Here is a 16,880-nt window from a genome sequence, read left to right as displayed (position 1 = left end):
CGTCAGTAAAGAAAGCAGCGAGATGCGCCGCGCTGTCTCGACGGCGCCACACACGCTTGCGCAACACACACGCGTAATGCTCGCGAAAAGCCCTTTTTTCGCGGGGTATTCGTCAGATTAATAACACGTGAACAGCGAACCGGTTTATCCGCCCAAGATCACAGCTGCAATCTCGACGAACAGAATTTTCACGATCGTCATCGATGGAAAGATCATCGCGTAGCCGATATCGGGGCGATCGGTCGGCGCGATGCGGTTCGCGAACGCGAGGATCGCCGGGTTGCCCGTCGCGCCGCTGATCACGCCGACGGTCGCGTCGAACGGCAGGCGAAAAAGCCACAGGCAGCACGCCGCCGTGATGCACACGAGCGCAATCAGAATGGCCGCGCCGTACAGCAGGAACGAGATGCCAGTGAGGCCGATCGTCGCAAAGAACTTCGGTCCCGACGACAGCCCGACCTGCGCGAGAAACACCGTCAGTCCGAAGTTGCGCAGCACGAGATTCGCCGAAAGCGGCATCGTCCAGACGAGTCCACCCATTCGCCGGATCTTGCCGAGATAGAGCGCGACCAGCAGCAGCGCGGCGAGCCCGAGCGACAACTTGCCGACGCCCGGTATCGGCAGCGGAATCAGGCCGACCAGCAAGCCGAGCGCCGCACCGATGCCGATCGAGATGTAGCTCAACTCCGCCGTTCCCTTGATCGAATCGCCGAACAGCTTGCGCACCGCATCGCGTTGACCGGGACCGATCAAGAGACCGACACGGTCGCCGAACTCGAGTATCAGATCGGGACTCGGCAGCATGTCGGCGTCGCCGCGACGCACGTGCGCGATCGAGCACACCATGCCGTCGGGAAATCGGATATCGCGCAGCGCATGGCTGACCACGGTGCGACTCGACGCGAACACGCGCAGATAATCGAGATCTTCGCGGAAACGCGTCATGCGTCCGGGGTGCAATTCGCCGAGCAGTTCGGTGGCCTTGCGCAGTTCGTCGCCATCCATCGACGTCGCGAGCAGCACGTCGTCGGTTTGCATGACGAAATCGTCGGCGGGCAGCTGGTTGTGATGCGCGCGGCGCACGGCTGCGATGCCGAGGCCCGCGGGCAGACGCGCTTTCAGTTCGGGAAACGTGAGGCCGACGAACGCCTGGTTGCGCAGCGCGATCTCGGCCGTCTCCATGATGTGCGCGGGCGGCGCTTCGATCTTGCGCGCCAGCGCGACGCTCAGCAGATAGAGAAACAGGATCGGCCCGGCGACGCCGAACGGATACGCGACGCTATAGCCGACGGCCGCCCCTTCGCCCTTCAGCACGGCAAGCACCGCTTGCAGGCTTGCCGTGCTGGTGCCCGCGCCCGCATACAGGCCGAGCGCCTGATCGAGCTTCACGCCGAATAGCGGCCCGAGTGCGAGCGACACGAAGCCAGCGCCGATGACGCCGAGCACGGCGGCTGCGTTCGCCTTGAGTCCATCGGTACTCGACAAGCCGGCGAAGAACTGCGCGCCGTACTGCACGCCGATGCCATAGAGAAACAGCAACAGACCCAGCGTGCCGAGCACCGCGGGCGGCGCGGACTTCGGCGCAAAGCCGCCGATCGCAAGCCCGACGAACAGCACCGCGCCCGAGCCGAGCGCCACGCCTTTGATGCTGAATTCGCCGATTACATAGCCCAGCGCGATGGTGAGGAACAAAGTGAGCAACGGTTGCGATTCGAGCAATGTACGGATTGCATCCATGTTCGCTCCATGGGTCGTGTGCAGCGCCTGCTGTTAGCTAACGGAAGAGCACGATGCGACTGGAATGGGCGCACGCCGCTTTGAGGCTATCCGCCCATGTATTGCCAGATCAATCATAGACGCTGTGCGCGGCCGGGTTGGTTTGGTTTGCTTGTGTTTTTGCTGGCATCCGCGATTTGTTAGCGTGCTCCAAGCGTCGCCCCTGTGCGGGGCGGCACCTACTTTTCTTTGCCGCCGCAAAGAAAAGTAGGCAAAAGAAAGCGGCTAACACCGCCAGCCCTTGTGTTTGCCTGAGGGCCCCCAACCGGTCTTACGCTTCACACGGCAGCTTTTCTGCTCGCGTTCGTTGCCAACGCTTCGAATGAGCGCCTCACCCACTTCAAACACCCGAACAAGAACTAGCGGCAGCGAATGGTTTGCGCCGCCCAGGTGGCAAACTGTGTGTAGGTTGTCGCGGCATATAGCCTGGCGCTCTTACATGGAGGTATGCGCGTGCTATCGGGTCCGAAGTGAGGCGTGCGAGGCACTACGGCCTACACACAGTTTGCCACCTTGGCGGCCGTGGAATATCTGGCAAGGCGTGCTGCAACGCGGACATATGAAGCGGGTGAGGCGCACCGCAAGAGCGCTGGCAACGAACGTGGGTCACGTGATTGCCGTGTGAAGCGTAAGAACCTTTGGGGGCCCTCAGGCAAACACAAGAGCTGGCGGTGTTAGCCGCTTTCTTTTGCCTACTTTTCTTTGCGGCGGCAAAGAAAAGTAGGTGCCGCCCCGCACAGGGGCAACGCGTGAAGCACGAAGGCATAGCGCGGATGCCAGCGCAAACCCCAAAAAACGAAACCGGCCGCGCAACGAAGGCGCAAACGCGGATGCCAGCGCAAAGGCCCGATGCCAGAGAAAAACAAGCAAACCACAACATTACCGAAATGTAATCAGACACCACACACATCTCGGTATGATTGAAACGTCAAAATCCAGCAGCAAAGCGGAGCAGAACGATGCGCATCCTTGTCATCGAGGACGAACCAAAAACAGCGGCCTACCTGAAGAAGGGACTGGAAGAGTCCGGCTATTCAGTCGAGGTAGCGAACGACGGCTCGCACGGCCTGATCCTCGCGCAGGAGGAAGACTACGACGTCATCATTCTCGACGTGATGCTGCCGTGGATGGACGGCTGGACCGTCGTGAAAACGCTGCGTGCCACGCGCACCACCCCCGTGCTATTTCTCACCGCACGCGACGACATCGACGACCGCGTACGCGGCCTCGAACTCGGCGCCGACGATTACCTCGTCAAGCCATTCGCGTTCGTCGAACTGCTCGCGCGCGTGCGCACGCTCGCACGTCGCGGGCCGCCGCGCGAAAGCGAACTGATCCGCATCGGCGATCTGGAGATGGACGTGAACCGCCGTCGCGTCAAGCGCGGCACCACGCGCATCGATCTCACGCCGCGCGAGTTCTCGCTGCTGCAACTGCTCGCGCGCCGCCACGGCGAAGTGTTGAGCCGCACGCAGATTGCGTCATACGTGTGGGACATGAACTTCGACAGCGACACGAATGTCGTCGAAGTCGCGATTCGCCGCTTGCGCAGCAAGATCGACGACAACTTCCCCGTCAAGCTGATTCATACGGTTCGCGGTGTCGGCTATGTGCTCGAAATCAAGGAAGCGGATTGATGCGCGGCCGTTCGATCACCACCACGCTCGCGCTCGCATTCGGCGCGACGACGCTCGCCGTGTTCGTGCTGGTCGGCAACTTTCTCTATCGCGCGCTCGAACGTGAGATCAGTTCGCAAGACGACATGAGCATCGTGCTCGCTGCGCGTCACGCGCGGCGTCTGGCGCAGGAGATCGAAGCATCGAAAGGCATTCGCGAGCATGGCGACCGGATCACGAGCATCGTGCTGGGTAATCCGGGCATGTCGATGGAAGTGTTCGATCCCAACGGGCAACTCGCCATCGAGCACAATCTGACGAGCACGCTCGGCATGCCCGTGCCCGCCAGCGACACTTCAATTCTCGCCACCGGCCGCTCCATTCAGCGCGTGCCGCCAACGGCGCGCATCACGGCAGACGACATCGTCGCGTGGCACAACAACACGGGCGCGCCGATTCGCGGTGTCGCCACCGACGTGACCTTGCGCGACGGCGAAATGGTCAGCATCCTGATCGCGCGCAACCTGAGCGACCGCTACGAACTGCTCGATCAGTACCGCGACCAGCTCAAGATCTACGGCATCATCGGCGTGCTGCTGACCACGGTGCTCAGCTATCTGCTGATTCGCGCGGCGATGCGGCCGGTAAACGATATCGCCGCGAGCGCCGCGCAAGTCACCGTGAACCGCCTGAATACGCGCATTGCCGTTAAACGCGTGCCGCGCGAACTCGAAGCGCTGGTGACGACGCTCAACGCCATGCTCGAACGCATGGACCACGGCTTCAAACAGATGTCGCGCTTCACCGCCGATCTCGCGCACGACATGCGCACGCCGCTCAGCAACATGCGCGGCGCAACGGAAGTGGCGCTCGCACGCACACGCTCCGCCGACGAGTACGAAGCGCTGCTCGCATCGAACCTCGAAGAGTGCGAGCGTCTGTCGCGCATGATCGAGAACGTGCTGTTTCTCGCGCGCGCGGAGCATCCGCAGTTCGTCAAGCACATGCGCGTGTTCGATGCCGTGCAGGAGTTGACGCGCATCGGCGAGTATTTCGAAGGCGTCGCGGAAGACGCCGGCGTGCGCGTTCGCGTGACTGGCGCCGCAATGCTCACCGCCGATCTCGAACTCTTCCGCCGCGCCATCGGCAACCTGCTCGCGAACGCGCTGCGCTATACGCCGCGCGACAAGGAGATCGTGCTCGACGCGCATGAGATTGACGGCGGCGCGCGCATCACGGTGTCGAACGAAGGCGAGCCGATTGCACACGAACATCTCGAACGGATTTTCGACCGCTTCTATCGCGTCGATCCGTCGCGCAGTTCGTTGCCTTCGTCCGGTTCGCCACAAGGGTCGCCGGGATCGACGGGGCTGGGCCTCGCGATCGTGCGCACGATCATGGAACTGCACGGCGGCACCGTTCACGCGGAGAGCGACGCGCGCAGCACGCGCTTCGTGCTGACGTTTCGTTGAGTGCGCGCGCCAACCCGGCCGCTATTCAGCCGTTATTGCGCCCGCAGTCCCGACAGCGTCACGCGCAGTCCCGCGCCGTTTTCGTTGTTGTCGACGCTGAGCGTCGCCTGATGCCGTTGCGCGATTTTCAGCGCAATCGCGAGGCCCAGCCCGCTGCCATGTTCCTTGTTGCCCGCGCTGCGATAGAAGCGGTCGAACACGCGTTCGCGCTCCGCGTCCGGAATGCCGGGGCCGCTGTCCGACACGCATAGGCCGATGCCGTCGCCGCTGCGCTTCAGGATCACATCCACCTTGCCGCCGCGCGGCGTATAGCGGATTGCGTTGTCGATCAGATTGTTGAGCAGCACCTCGATACCGGCTGGCTCGGCGCTGACCTTGTAGGCATCGTCGGAATCGCGGGAGGGATTGAACTCCAGGCCGAGGTCGATCTGCCTCTCCTCGGCGAGCATCGAAAAGTCGCCTACGGCGCGCTCGCATAGCCGGCGCAAGCTCACCGGCTCGAAATGCGCGCTGCGTTGCGCGTCTTCGCGCGCCATCGTCAGCAGTTGATGCACGAGATGGATCAGCCGGTTCAGGCGCCCTTCGATGCGCTCGAAAGTCTGTTTGCTGCCGACCAGCGAACCGTCGCGCTCCGCCGCCTGCAATTGCAGCTTCAATGCGGCAAGCGGCGAGCGCAACTCGTGCGCGGCATCGCCGACAAAGGTGCGTTGCGATTGCGACGCGACGTTCAGGCGATGCAGCAGATCGTTGAGCGCATCGACGAGCGGCTTCAGTTCGACGGGCATGCGTCCGTCCAGTCGCAACGGTTCGAGCGAATCGAACGAACGGGTTGCGAGCGCGCGCGAGATGCTCCCGATCGGCGCAAGACCCCGGCCGACCACGAACAGCACGATCAACACGATGACGGGAAGAAACAACGCGAGCGGCCACAGCGTGCGCAATGCGAGATGCCGCGCGAGATCTTCGCGCACAGACACGGGTTGCGCGACCTGAACGAAACGGTCGCCTTCCTGCACGCCGAAGACCCGCCAGTGATACTCGTCGCGCTCGATGGTGCGCAGGCCCGGCGGATAACGCGGCACGTCGAGGCCTTCGAGCGACTTGTACACGCTCTGGCCCGCGTCGTCCCACACTTCGATGAACAGGCGATCGTCGGCGAGGCCCGCGAAATCCGGCGTGCGCTGCGCGAGCGCGTTGCTACTGCCTATCGTCGCCGGCACGGAGAGCGCCACCGTGCGCAATTCGTAGTCGAACAGTTCGGTCGCTTCGAGCCGCGCCGTGTAGAAGATGCCGTACGCCGCGACCAACGCTGCGAGCGCGAGGCCGGCGATCAGCCAGCCGAGCAACCAGCGCCGGATCGACGTCATACGGCGCGCTTGAGCCGATAACCGACGCCCCGCACCGTCACGATCTGGTCGGCGCCGATCTTGCGCCGCAGGCTATGCACATGCACTTCGATCGTGTTGCTGCCCACTTCCTCGCCCCAGCCATACAGCTTGTCTTCGAGCTCGGAGCGCGTGAAGACGCGCGTCGGCTCTTCGATCAGCGCCTGCAGCAGGCTGAATTCGCGTGGCACGAGCGACAGCAACTCGCCCTTCAGCGTCGCTTCGTGTGCGGCGGGGTTCAAGGTCAGATCGCCGTACGCGTACTCGGGATGGGCATGCCCCGTGCGCCGGCGCAGCAACGCGCGCACGCGCGCCGCGAGTTCGTCGAGATCGAAGGGCTTGACGAGATAGTCGTCGGCGCCAGCGTCGAGCCCCGCGATACGGTTCTCGACAGCGTCGCGCGCGGTGAGAATCATCACGGGCGCGCTGCCGCCGCTGCGCCGGTAGCGGTTGAGCACGTCGATGCCATCTGCCTTCGGCAGGCCGAGATCAAGCAGCACCAGATCGTAGACGTCATGGGCCAGCGACAGCTCGGCTTCGCGCCCGTCATGCGCCCAATCGATGGCATAGCCCGCGCCACGCATCGTATCCACGACGGGCTCGCCAATCATTTCGTCATCTTCCACCAGCAGCAAACGCATCGCGCACTCTCTCCGTCGATAGCCTCCGTTCTCCGAACCCGTAGCTTAGCGCGCCCTTAAGCGCTTCTTCACCGGGAACGCGCTCATCCGCTCGCTCCGAGACGCCTGGGTATCGCGGGCAGGCCCTCGCAGGCTTCGCATCGGCCGAAGATCACCAGGCTCGACGTCACGTAGTGAAAGTGCTGATCGGCGGCGATCTTTTCCTGCTGCTGTTCGAGGCCTGGATCGTACGCGTCCTGAATGCGGCCGCAGCGGTTGCAGACGAGGTGATAGTGGCGCTGGCCGCGATTGAGTTCGTAGATGATGCGCGCATCGCCCAATGTCGCGCTCGAAATGAGGTCCGCCTCATGCAGCTGCGAGAGCGCGCGGTAGACGCTCGCCAGGCTGCAAGGCTCCGGCTCGCGCGACAGCTTGCGGTACACCTGATCGGCAGTGAAGTGCTCGTGTGGGAGCTCGTGAAAAAGCCTCAGCACGGACGCCCGGCTCGTCGTCGGGCGCAGGCCGGCCGCTTTTAGCGCAGCGTAGATCGCAATCATGTGGAAGCCCCGTCCGGTAACGCGAAGCCTCTGTCGGGCTTCGCAACGGGCCATTCTGGCCGCGCGATCCTTAAGAATCGCTTATCGGGGCTTGTGGAGCGCGCGCAGCGCGCGTCTTGGGCGCTTCGGCGCGCTTTGCGTGCGGCGCTCAGAGGAGTTCCAGGGTCCGCTCGTCCGGCTTGCCGGCGAAGTATCTGGCAAGCGCATCGGTGAACACCGGCTCGTCGGGCGCGGCTTTTGAAAACAGCGTCATCGACGAGTGGAACTTCAGGTAATCCGGGTAGCCGAAGATGGTCTCGATCGACCGGCCCTCGACTTCGTTGACGGCCCGCGTCACTTCCGTTAAACGGGGACCGAGCACCGGATGTTGCAAATACGCGACAGCTTCGGGTAATGAGTTAATGGCAAATTTTTGGGCCATTTGACTCGTTCCGAGGCCCTGAAACTGGGGAAAGACGTACCACATCCAGTGGGTTTGCTTGCGCCCGTTGCGCAATTCCGCTAGCGCCTGCCCGTAAATAGGTGCCTGAGCATCGACGAAGCGTCGAAGGTCGAATTTATCGTCCATCCCGTCCTCCGCAGTTCTGTTGCGTGCCGCAGCAAATGCATCCGGCATGCCCATCATCTCCCTACGAAAACCTTTCAAACCAGTCCTTCCTGCCGTCAGCACACCGCAAAAGGGTCTCCGATGCGGCATTGCGACACTATGTCTCACCTCTGATCGCGCAATAGTTCGTTCGCATCAAAGTGCTGTACTGCAACACGTGTCTTTCGTATTATGCGAGCGCTTATAAAAGGAGCAAGGAAATGCATGCGTTCGTTCGTTTGTTTTTGTAGAGGGCCGCGATGACGAAAAAAATCGCGGGCCGGCTAGCCGGTCTCGTCTCAATTGCCCCAGCCCTCCTGCTTTCGGGGTGCAACAACCTTGATCTGCTCGCGCCGAAAGGTCCCATCGGTGCCGCCGAGAAGTCGCTGATCGCGACCTCGACGTGGGCGATGCTGATCGTCGTGGTTCCTGTCATCTTCCTGACGCTGCTGTTCGCATGGCGCTATCGCGCATCGAACAAGTCCGCCGAATACCGTCCGAACTGGTCGCATTCGACGGCAATCGAAGTCGCCGTCTGGACGATCCCCGCACTGATCATTCTGTTCCTCGCCGTCCTGACGTGGAAGAGCACGCATGAGCTCGACCCGTACAAGCCGCTCGAATCGAACGTGAAGCCGATCAACGTCGAAGTCGTCGCGCTCGACTGGAAGTGGCTGTTCATCTATCCGGATCTCGGCATCGCTTCCGTGAACCAGCTGGCGATTCCCGTGGGCACCCCGGTGAATTTCCGCATCACGTCGGACACGGTGATGAACTCGTTCTTCATCCCGCAACTGGGCGGCCAGATCTACGCGATGGCAGGCATGCAGACGCGTCTGCATCTGCTGGCTGATGAACCGGGCGATTACGCCGGCACTTCCGCCAACTTCAGCGGCAAGGGCTTCTCGGACATGAAGTTCCGCACGCTCGCTGAGTCGCAGCAAGACTTCGACGCATGGGTCGCGAAAGCACGCGCATCGACGGATCACCTCTCGATGGACCGCTACTACGCAGTGGCGAAGCCGGAAGAAAAGGCGTCTGTGTCGTACTTCTCGTCGGTCGATCCCAAGCTCTTCAACAACATTGTTGCCCGCTACAACAACGGTCACGTCATCGACAACATGAAGGACGTGAACTGTGCACCTAACGGGACCAAGGGGTAAGCATGTTCGGTAAATTAACCCTGGAAGACATTCCGTATCACGAGCCGATCATCGTCGTCGCCGGTATCGGGATGATTTTCGGCGCGCTGGCTGTGCTCGGCGCAATCACGTACTTCGGCAAGTGGCGTTACCTGTGGACCGAGTGGCTCACGTCGGTCGACCACAAGAAGCTCGGCGTGATGTACATCGTCGTGGCCATGATCATGCTGCTGCGCGGCTTTGCCGACGCGATCATGATGCGTACGCAGCTCGCGCTCGCGTACCACTCGCCCGGCTATCTGCCGCCGCACCACTACGATCAGGTCTTCACGGCGCACGGCGTCATCATGATCTTCTTCATGGCAATGGCCTTCATGGTCGGCCTGATGAACCTGATCGTGCCGCTGCAGATCGGCGCACGCGACGTCGCGTTCCCGTTCCTGAACTCGCTGTCGTTCTGGATGACAGCGATCAGCGCGATCCTGATCAACATCTCGCTGCTGGTCGGCGAATTCGCGCAAACGGGCTGGCTCGCGTATCCGCCGCTGTCGGAGCTGCAGTTCAGCCCCGGTGTCGGCGTCGACTACTACCTGTGGTCGCTGCAGCTTTCGGGTATCGGCACCTTGCTGACGGGCGTGAACTTCTTCGTCACGATCATCAAGATGCGCGCGCCTGGCATGACGCTGATGAAGATGCCCGTGTTCACGTGGACTGCCCTTTGCACGAACGTGCTGATCATGGCGGCGTTCCCGATCCTGACCGTCACGCTCGCGCTGCTTGGTCTCGACCGTTACCTCGGCATGCACTTCTTCACGAACGATGCCGGCGGCAACGCCATGCTGTACCTGAACCTGATCTGGGCATGGGGCCACCCTGAGGTCTACATCCTGATCCTGCCTGCGTTCGGTATCTTCTCGGAAGTCATCTCGACGTTCGCGCGCAAGCCGCTGTTCGGCTACAAGACGATGGTCTACGCAACCTGCGCGATCATGGTGCTGTCGTTCCTCGTGTGGCTGCACCACTTCTTCACGATGGGTTCGGGCGCCGACGTCAACGCGTTCTTCGGCATTGCGACGATGGTCATCGCCATCCCGACGGGCGTGAAGGTGTTCAACTGGCTGTTCACGATGTACAAGGGCCGCATCGAGTTCACGACGCCTGTGCTGTGGACGCTCGGCTTCATGGTCACGTTCACGATCGGCGGTATGACGGGCGTGATGATGGCGATTCCGGGCGCGGACTTCGTGCTGCACAACTCGCTGTTCCTGATTGCTCACTTCCACAACGTGATCATCGGCGGCGTGCTGTTCGGCTACCTCGCTGGCATGAACTTCTGGTTCCCGAAGGCGTTCGGCTTCAAGCTGAACGAGAAGCTCGGCAAGGCTGCGTTCTGGTTCTGGCAGATCGGCTTCTGGGTTGCGTTCACGCCGCTGTACGTGCTCGGCTTCATGGGCATGACGCGCCGTCTGAACCACTACGACAACCCGGCATGGCATCCGTGGCTGCTGGTTGCTGAACTGGGCGCAGTGCTCGTCGCAATCGGTATCGGCTGCCAGCTGCTGCAAATCGTCGTGTCGATCCGCGATCGCAACAAGCCGGAAAACCGCGACCTCACGGGCGACCCGTGGAATGGCCGTACGCTCGAATGGGCAACGACCTCGCCGCCGCAGATCTACAACTTCGCAACGGTGCCGGTCGTGCATGAGCTGGACGCATTCCACGACATGAAGCAACGCGGCAATGTCGAGAAGCCGGTGTACCGCGACATCCACATGCCGTCGAACACGAGCGCTGGCTTCTTCATCGGCGTGTTCAGCCTTGCGCTGGGCTTCGCGTTGACGTGGCACATCTGGTGGCTGGCTATCGCGGCCTTTATCGGCGCGATCGGTACGTGGATCGCACGCAGCTTCGATAACGACACCGACTACTACATCCCCGCCGAAACCGTTCGCCTGATGGAAGAACGCAACGGCGCTGGTTCGGGCGCGGCGATCGCCAAGCAACTGCCCGAAGCTGAGGAGATTGCCTGATGCTACAAAAAGCTATTGTTGCGGACCCGCATCATCACGACGCGGAACACGCACCGTCCAATTCGGTGTTCGGCTTCTGGCTGTACCTGATGACCGACTGCATTCTGTTCGCGGCGCTGTTCGCGACGTTTGCAGTGATGAGCCATCAGTTCGCCGGCGGTCCGAGCGGCAAGGATCTGTTCGAGATCCAGGGCGTGGCGATCGAAACGGCGATCCTGCTGTTCTCGAGTATCACGTACGGTTTCGCGATGCTCGGCGCGCACAAGAACAACAAGAGCACCACGTTGTTCTGGCTGGCTGTGACGTTCGTGCTGGGCGCGTCGTTCGTCGCGCTGGAAATCCGCGAGTTCTCGCACATGATCGCGGACGGCGCGGGTCCTGACCGCAGCGCGTTCCTGTCGGCGTTCTTCACGCTGGTCGGCACGCACGGCCTGCACGTCACGTCGGGGCTGGTGTGGATGCTGGTGATGATGATTCAGGTCGTGCGCGCGCCCGCTTTGGGCGAGCGCGAACTGCGCCGTCTGACGTGCCTGAGCCTCTTCTGGCACTTCTTGGACATCGTGTGGATCGGTGTTTTTTCGTTTGTCTATCTTGCGAGCGTGATCTAAATGAGCAGCCATTCTCACTCATCACATTCGGCGCACGGTGACGAAAGCCACGGCAGCTTCGGCAGCTACATGATCGGGTTCGTGCTGTCCGTCATCCTGACGGCAGCCGCATTCGGCGTGGTGCTGGCGGGCTGGGCAACGGGCACGCAGGCGCTCTACGCGATCGCCGGTCTGGGCCTCGTGCAGATCATCGTTCACCTGGTGTACTTCCTGCACATGAACACGTCGTCGGGTCAGCGCTGGAACGTGACCGCGTTCGCGTTCACGGTGCTGACGGCTGTTATCGTGATCGGCGGTACGCTGTGGGTCATGCATAACGTCAGCATGAACATGATGTCGCGCTAACCTTGCGTTAAGCGCACATCCTCGCGCCGGTTGCACATGCCTTAGCGTGCGGCCGGCGCGGCTTCCCTGCCCTGCTTCATCTGCGCATCAACTGTTGGTCAGTTGCGCGCCAGCATCTCCATCGGACGGCCACGGCCCGTCACCAGACATCCCGACCTGAACGCATCGCCCTGACTGCTCGCGGCGGCGTCGCCAAACCCTCTGCCCAGCGCATCCAGCTTTACCTGTTCGGCACCTTGCGCGCAAGCGAACGTGCTGGCCTCCCGCGCCTGCGCATGCAGCAGCGCCCGATCGGCAACCAGGTAAGCCAAGACGGCGATAACGGCGATGTGGAAAACTTTTCTCATGGGTTCGTCTCCTCGCGACTTAAGCGTACAGCGAACAACGGACGCATAAATCTAGGGCAACCCCTGTAGGCCGCCATTGCGCCCAATCGTGTGGAAGCGCTTCCAGTGCTACTTTCTTGTGCAGCGCACTTTGCCTGCGCAGGACCGCCCAGCAATGTCAATGCCGACTTTCGCAATAAATAAAAAACGCACTTGTGGCAGCGCAACATTATTATTTTGAGTTATCCTCGTTAACCCTGACCGTCATGCGTTTTGGTTACGCGCGTGCGCAAGCTGCGCATCGTCCCGCGCCCCTCGGGGCCGTCCGTCGAAATGTCCATGTAAGGTTTTTTGATCCTTCGCCCCAAGGGCGAGGGCCTGCTATTCGCGTTCAGGCGTTTCATCAAAGAGCAAATGCACCTCCCATCAGTCCTCGACCTCCTGATCTGGGTCCCCATCGTCGCCGGTATCGTCGTGCTGCTCGGCGGCTCTGACAGCGCGCAGAGCCGCACGCGCTGGCTTGCGCTGATCGGCGCAGCCGTCAGCATCCTGCCAGTCATTCCGCTGGTAGCGGGTTTCGATTCGTCGCTGTCGACGATGCAGTTTGAGCAGCAGTCCGCGTGGCTGCCCGAGTTCGGCATCTCGTATCACCTCGGTGTCGACGGCATTTCGCTGTGGTTCACCGTGCTGACGGCCGTGACGACGCTGATCATCGTGATCGCGTCGTGGGAATCGATCACCACGCGCGTCGCGCAGTACTACGGCGCGTTCCTGCTGCTGTCCGGCTGCATGCAAGGCGTGTTCACTTCGCTCGACGGCATGCTGTTCTTCGTGTTCTTCGAAGCGTCGCTGATTCCGCTGTATCTGCTGATCGGCACGTGGGGCGAAAAGCGCCGCGTCTATGCGGCCGTGCGTTTCTTCTTCTTTTCGCTGGTCGGCTCGCTGGCAATGCTGGCCGCGCTGATCTACCTCTGGGCGCACTCGCACACGTTCGACATCGCCACGTGGCGTACGCTGAAGCTCGACTTCATGCCGCAGATCATGGTGTTCATCGGCTTCATCGCGGCGTTCTCGGTGAAGGTGCCGATGTGGCCCGTCCACACCTGGCTGCCCGACGTCCACTCGGACGGCCCGACGGGCGCGGCCGTGCTGCTCGGCATGCTGAAGATGGGCGGTTACGGCCTGCTGCGCTTCGCGCTGCCCATCGTGCCGGACGCCTGCCACTTCTTCGCACCCGCGATGATCGCGCTGTCGCTCGTCGCGGTGATCTACGGCAGCCTGCTTGCGCTCGCGCAGACCGACATGCGCAAGCTGCTCGCCTACTCCGCTGTCGCGCACATGGGCCTCGTCACGCTCGGCCTGTTCACGTTCGACCGCATGGGCACGGAAGGCGCCGTCGTGCAGATGCTGTCGTACGGCATCGTGTCGGGCGCGATGCTGCTGTGTACAGGCATGCTGTTCGACCGCACGAAGAACGGCTCGATCGACGCCTACGGCGGCGTTGCCAACTCGATGCCGAAGCTCGCGACGTTCGCGATGCTGTTCTCGATGGCGAACGTCGGCCTGCCGGGCACGTCGGGTTTCGTCGGCGAGTTTCTGGTGCTGATGGGCGCGATCCGCTTCAACTTCTGGGTTGGCGCGACGGCTGCGCTGACGTTGATTCTGAGCGCCGCGTACACACTGTGGATGTACAAGCGCGTGATGTTCGGCGCGGTCAAGAACACGCGCGTGTCGAGCCTGCGCGATCTGGGCCGCCGCGAGTTCGTGCTGCTCGGCGCGATGGCCGTACTGGTGCTCGCGATCGGCGTGCGTCCGAAGACGTTCACCGACGCGATCGGTCCGGCAACGGAAAACCTCGTTGCGCAAGCACAAGGCTCCGCGCTGCCTACGGACACGGGCGTCGCTTCGAACAACCGTGCGCCGGCTGCTTCGCCCCGTATGCCGGGCTGATCGGCTTCGACTGCAAGCATTCGACGGGCGTCCATTGGACGCCCGTTTTCATTTGCGTTGGCGCGTTTGCACTGACGCCACAAAAAACGGCCTCGCATTGCTGCGAGGCCGTTCTTGTATCCCATGTGAAATCAACGCTTACCCGCCGCGCTTCTCCATGAAGCCGCCGAAGAACGCACGCGCATTCGCTTCGAGGCTCTCCAGATGATAGCCGCCTTCCTGCACGATCACGGAAGGCAACTTCAGCGAGCCAATTGCTTCACCGAGCCGCGCGAAACCTTCCGTCGTCACGGCTACCTGCGATTGCGGATCGTCCTTGTAAATATCGAAGCCAAGTGCAAGCACCAGCGCATCCGGTTCGAAACGCTTCAACACGCGCAGCGCGTCGTCGAGCTTGTCGAAGAACACCGCTTCAGATGAGCCATGCGGCATCGGCAGATTGACGTTGAAGCCGTCGCCCGAACCCGCGCCGCGCTCTTCCTCATACCCCGCGACCACGGGATAGAAGTTGGTCGGATCGCCGTGAATGGAGATGTACAGCACGTCGTTGCGTCCGTAGAAAATCTCCTGCACGCCCTGGCCGTGATGCATGTCGGTGTCGAGAATCGCGACGCGCTTGAAGCGGCTGCGCAACGACTGCGCCGCAATCGCCGCATTGTTCAGATAGCAGAAGCCGCCCGCCGCATCGGCGCGCGCGTGATGGCCCGGCGGCCGGCACAGCGCGTACGTTTCGCGCGCGCCCTCGTTGACGGCCGACGCCGCCGCCAACGCGCTCTGCGCCGACCAGTACGCGGCACGCCACGTATTCGCGCCAACAGGGCAACTACCGTCCGCGAGATAGCGCGCCGCCTTCGCAAGCACGCCGCGCAACGGGTTCGGATCGCGCACGTAGATGTTCGACATCACTTCGTCGCCCCAGTCGTCGGGCATCTTCTTCCAGTCGCGATGCGCCTCTTCGAGAAAGCGCAGATAGTTCATGTCGTGTACGGCGGCGATCGCGGCCGTACCGTGATCGGCCGGTTCGACGACATCGAAGTCCAGCGATTTCGCAGCAGCGACGAGCCGCGCAGCGCGCTCGGGCACTTCCTGCGGCTCGCGCATCTGTCCACGCGACAGATACGAGCGCGGATGATGCAGCAGTTGTTCGGGGTGGAAAAACGTTTTCATTGCTGGTCCTTTCTTGTTACGCATCCGCGGTGGCCGTCACGCCCGCACGCGCGAGCACTGCATTGAGCAGCACGTTCGCGCCGCGCGTGACGTCGTCGGGCAGCGCGTCTTCCGCTTCGTTGTGCGACAGGCCATCGACGCACGGAATGAACACCATCGCCGTCGGGCAATAGCGCGCGAGATGAATCGCATCGTGACCCGCGCCGCTGACGATGCGCTCGTTCGAATAGCCGAGCGCTTCAACCGCTTGCGCCACCAGATCAACGCATGCGGTATCGAACGGCGTCGCGGGGCTGCGCCAATACGTTTCGACGCTGAGCTGCACGCCGCGCGCCTGCGCAACGCGCTCGAATGCGGCGCGCAGATCGCGCTCCATCGCATCGACTTCGCTGTCTTCATGATGACGCAGATCGACGGTGAACGACACTTCGCCTGCAATCGTGTTGCGCGATGCGTTCCTGATGCCAACTTGTCCGATCGTCACGAGTCCACGCGGCGCGTAGCCTTCGACGATACGTTCCAGTTCCGCCGCCATCTGCGCGCTCGCAAAGTAGGCGTCCTTGCGATACGGCATCGGCGTCGTGCCCGCGTGCGCGGCCATGCCCGTCACCGTCACGTCGAGCCAGCGGATCGCCTGGCCGCCCGTCACCACGCCAATCGTCGTGTCGTTCGCTTCGAGCACGGGGCCCTGTTCGATGTGCGCTTCGAAATACGCATCGACGGCCTGGCCGTTGACGGCGCGCGCGCCACGATAGCCACTGTGCGTCAACGCATCCGCCAGCGTGATGCCGTCCGCGTCTTTCTTCGCAAGCGCTTCATCGAGCGACGTGATGCCCGTGAACACCGCCGAGCCGAGCATCGCAGGCGTGAAGCGCGCGCCCTCCTCGTTGGTCCACGAAACGATTTCGATCGGCTTCTCCGTCACGATGTTCGCGTCGTTCAGCGCGCGCACTAGTTCAAGCGCGGCGAGCACGCCGTAGACGCCGTCGAAACGCCCGCCTTCGGGCTGCGTGTCGAGATGGCTGCCGATCAGCACGGGCGCCGCATCCTTCCGCACGCCTTCGCGGCGCGCAAACAGATTGCCGATTTCGTCGACGCTTACTGTCATGCCCGCGTCGCGGCACCATGTGGCGAACAGATCGCGGCCACGCACGTCTTCATCGGTGAGCGCGAGACGCCGCACGCCGCCCTTCGGTGTCGCGCCGATTTGCGCCATGTCCATCAGGCTTTGCCAAAGGCGCGTGCCATCGATTTGCAACAGGTCTTTCATGAGTCTTCCGGGTCGTTCAACGTGAGTTCA

At 62.3% G+C, this 16,880-nt stretch carries 15 protein-coding genes; 7 read left to right on the top strand and 8 right to left on the bottom strand.

Annotated elements, in window-relative coordinates:
- Positions 1 to 144: 144 nt before the first annotated feature.
- On the bottom strand, positions 145 to 1,737 hold the full coding sequence (locus C2L65_RS17365; RefSeq protein ID WP_042317249.1) for an aspartate:alanine exchanger family transporter: 1,593 nt from the start codon (positions 1,735 to 1,737) through the stop codon (positions 145 to 147).
- Positions 1,738 to 2,735: 998 nt separating this feature from the next.
- On the opposite strand from C2L65_RS17365, the gene C2L65_RS17360 reads away from it, so the two are divergent.
- Complete coding sequence (locus C2L65_RS17360; protein WP_007586698.1) at positions 2,736 to 3,413, top strand: heavy metal response regulator transcription factor; 678 nt, start codon at positions 2,736 to 2,738, stop codon at positions 3,411 to 3,413.
- Positions 3,413 to 4,864 (top strand): heavy metal sensor histidine kinase, encoded by a 1,452-nt coding sequence (locus C2L65_RS17355; protein ID WP_042314947.1) that lies wholly within the window; start codon positions 3,413 to 3,415, stop codon positions 4,862 to 4,864. The genes C2L65_RS17360 and C2L65_RS17355 overlap by 1 nt, the downstream gene beginning before the upstream one ends.
- A gap of 32 nt (positions 4,865 to 4,896) precedes the next feature.
- Here the strand turns inward: C2L65_RS17355 and C2L65_RS17350 are convergent, their stop codons facing one another.
- From C2L65_RS17350 to C2L65_RS17335, 4 genes are all read right to left on the bottom strand, one after another.
- On the bottom strand, positions 4,897 to 6,231 hold the full coding sequence (locus tag C2L65_RS17350) for a sensor histidine kinase (RefSeq protein ID WP_042314948.1): 1,335 nt from the start codon (positions 6,229 to 6,231) through the stop codon (positions 4,897 to 4,899).
- Positions 6,228 to 6,890 carry a response regulator gene (locus C2L65_RS17345; protein ID WP_042314949.1) on the bottom strand — a complete coding sequence of 221 codons (663 nt, stop codon included), beginning with the start codon at positions 6,888 to 6,890 and terminating at the stop codon, positions 6,228 to 6,230. The genes C2L65_RS17350 and C2L65_RS17345 overlap by 4 nt, the downstream gene beginning before the upstream one ends.
- An 83-nt stretch (positions 6,891 to 6,973) precedes the next feature.
- A complete protein-coding gene (locus tag C2L65_RS17340; RefSeq protein WP_042314950.1) occupies positions 6,974 to 7,426 on the bottom strand; it encodes a Fur family transcriptional regulator in 453 nt (150 codons plus the stop codon).
- Between the two features lie 148 nt (positions 7,427 to 7,574).
- Positions 7,575 to 7,994, bottom strand: a complete 420-nt coding sequence (locus C2L65_RS17335; RefSeq protein ID WP_042314988.1) for a DUF1810 domain-containing protein — start codon at positions 7,992 to 7,994, stop codon at positions 7,575 to 7,577.
- Positions 7,995 to 8,272: 278 nt separating this feature from the next.
- Between C2L65_RS17335 and cyoA the strand changes: the two genes are divergently transcribed.
- From cyoA to cyoD, 4 genes are read left to right on the top strand one after another with little or no spacing between them, the layout of a single operon-like run.
- Complete coding sequence (gene cyoA, locus C2L65_RS17330) at positions 8,273 to 9,175, top strand: ubiquinol oxidase subunit II (protein ID WP_042314951.1); 903 nt, start codon at positions 8,273 to 8,275, stop codon at positions 9,173 to 9,175.
- A 2-nt stretch (positions 9,176 to 9,177) separates the two neighbouring features.
- Positions 9,178 to 11,184 carry a cytochrome o ubiquinol oxidase subunit I gene (cyoB, locus tag C2L65_RS17325; RefSeq protein WP_042314952.1) on the top strand — a complete coding sequence of 669 codons (2,007 nt, stop codon included), beginning with the start codon at positions 9,178 to 9,180 and terminating at the stop codon, positions 11,182 to 11,184.
- On the top strand, positions 11,184 to 11,792 hold the full coding sequence (cyoC, locus tag C2L65_RS17320) for a cytochrome o ubiquinol oxidase subunit III (protein ID WP_007743998.1): 609 nt from the start codon (positions 11,184 to 11,186) through the stop codon (positions 11,790 to 11,792). The genes cyoB and cyoC overlap by 1 nt, the downstream gene beginning before the upstream one ends.
- Positions 11,793 to 12,137, top strand: coding sequence for a cytochrome o ubiquinol oxidase subunit IV (cyoD, locus tag C2L65_RS17315; RefSeq protein WP_035999922.1), 345 nt, complete (start codon positions 11,793 to 11,795; stop codon positions 12,135 to 12,137).
- A gap of 98 nt (positions 12,138 to 12,235) precedes the next feature.
- On the opposite strand, the gene C2L65_RS17310 is transcribed toward cyoD, so the two are convergent.
- Positions 12,236 to 12,484 carry a hypothetical protein gene (locus C2L65_RS17310; protein ID WP_035999914.1) on the bottom strand — a complete coding sequence of 83 codons (249 nt, stop codon included), beginning with the start codon at positions 12,482 to 12,484 and terminating at the stop codon, positions 12,236 to 12,238.
- Positions 12,485 to 12,877: 393 nt separating this feature from the next.
- Between C2L65_RS17310 and C2L65_RS17305 the strand changes: the two genes are divergently transcribed.
- Positions 12,878 to 14,413: a complex I subunit 4 family protein gene (locus tag C2L65_RS17305; RefSeq protein WP_042314953.1), complete on the top strand. Its 1,536-nt coding sequence runs from the start codon at positions 12,878 to 12,880 to the stop codon at positions 14,411 to 14,413.
- Between the two features lie 138 nt (positions 14,414 to 14,551).
- On the opposite strand, the gene C2L65_RS17300 is transcribed toward C2L65_RS17305, so the two are convergent.
- Both C2L65_RS17300 and C2L65_RS17295 read right to left on the bottom strand, forming a co-directional pair.
- Positions 14,552 to 15,580 carry a histone deacetylase family protein gene (locus C2L65_RS17300; RefSeq protein WP_042314954.1) on the bottom strand — a complete coding sequence of 343 codons (1,029 nt, stop codon included), beginning with the start codon at positions 15,578 to 15,580 and terminating at the stop codon, positions 14,552 to 14,554.
- A 16-nt stretch (positions 15,581 to 15,596) separates the two neighbouring features.
- Positions 15,597 to 16,850 carry a Zn-dependent hydrolase gene (locus tag C2L65_RS17295; RefSeq protein WP_042314955.1) on the bottom strand — a complete coding sequence of 418 codons (1,254 nt, stop codon included), beginning with the start codon at positions 16,848 to 16,850 and terminating at the stop codon, positions 15,597 to 15,599.
- Between the last annotated feature and the right edge of the window lie 30 nt (positions 16,851 to 16,880).

Source organism: Paraburkholderia terrae (assembly GCF_002902925.1).
Taxonomy (GTDB): domain Bacteria; phylum Pseudomonadota; class Gammaproteobacteria; order Burkholderiales; family Burkholderiaceae; genus Paraburkholderia; species Paraburkholderia terrae.
Note: the sequence above shows the minus strand (reverse complement) of the source record. Positions and strands in the feature narration are given on the sequence as shown.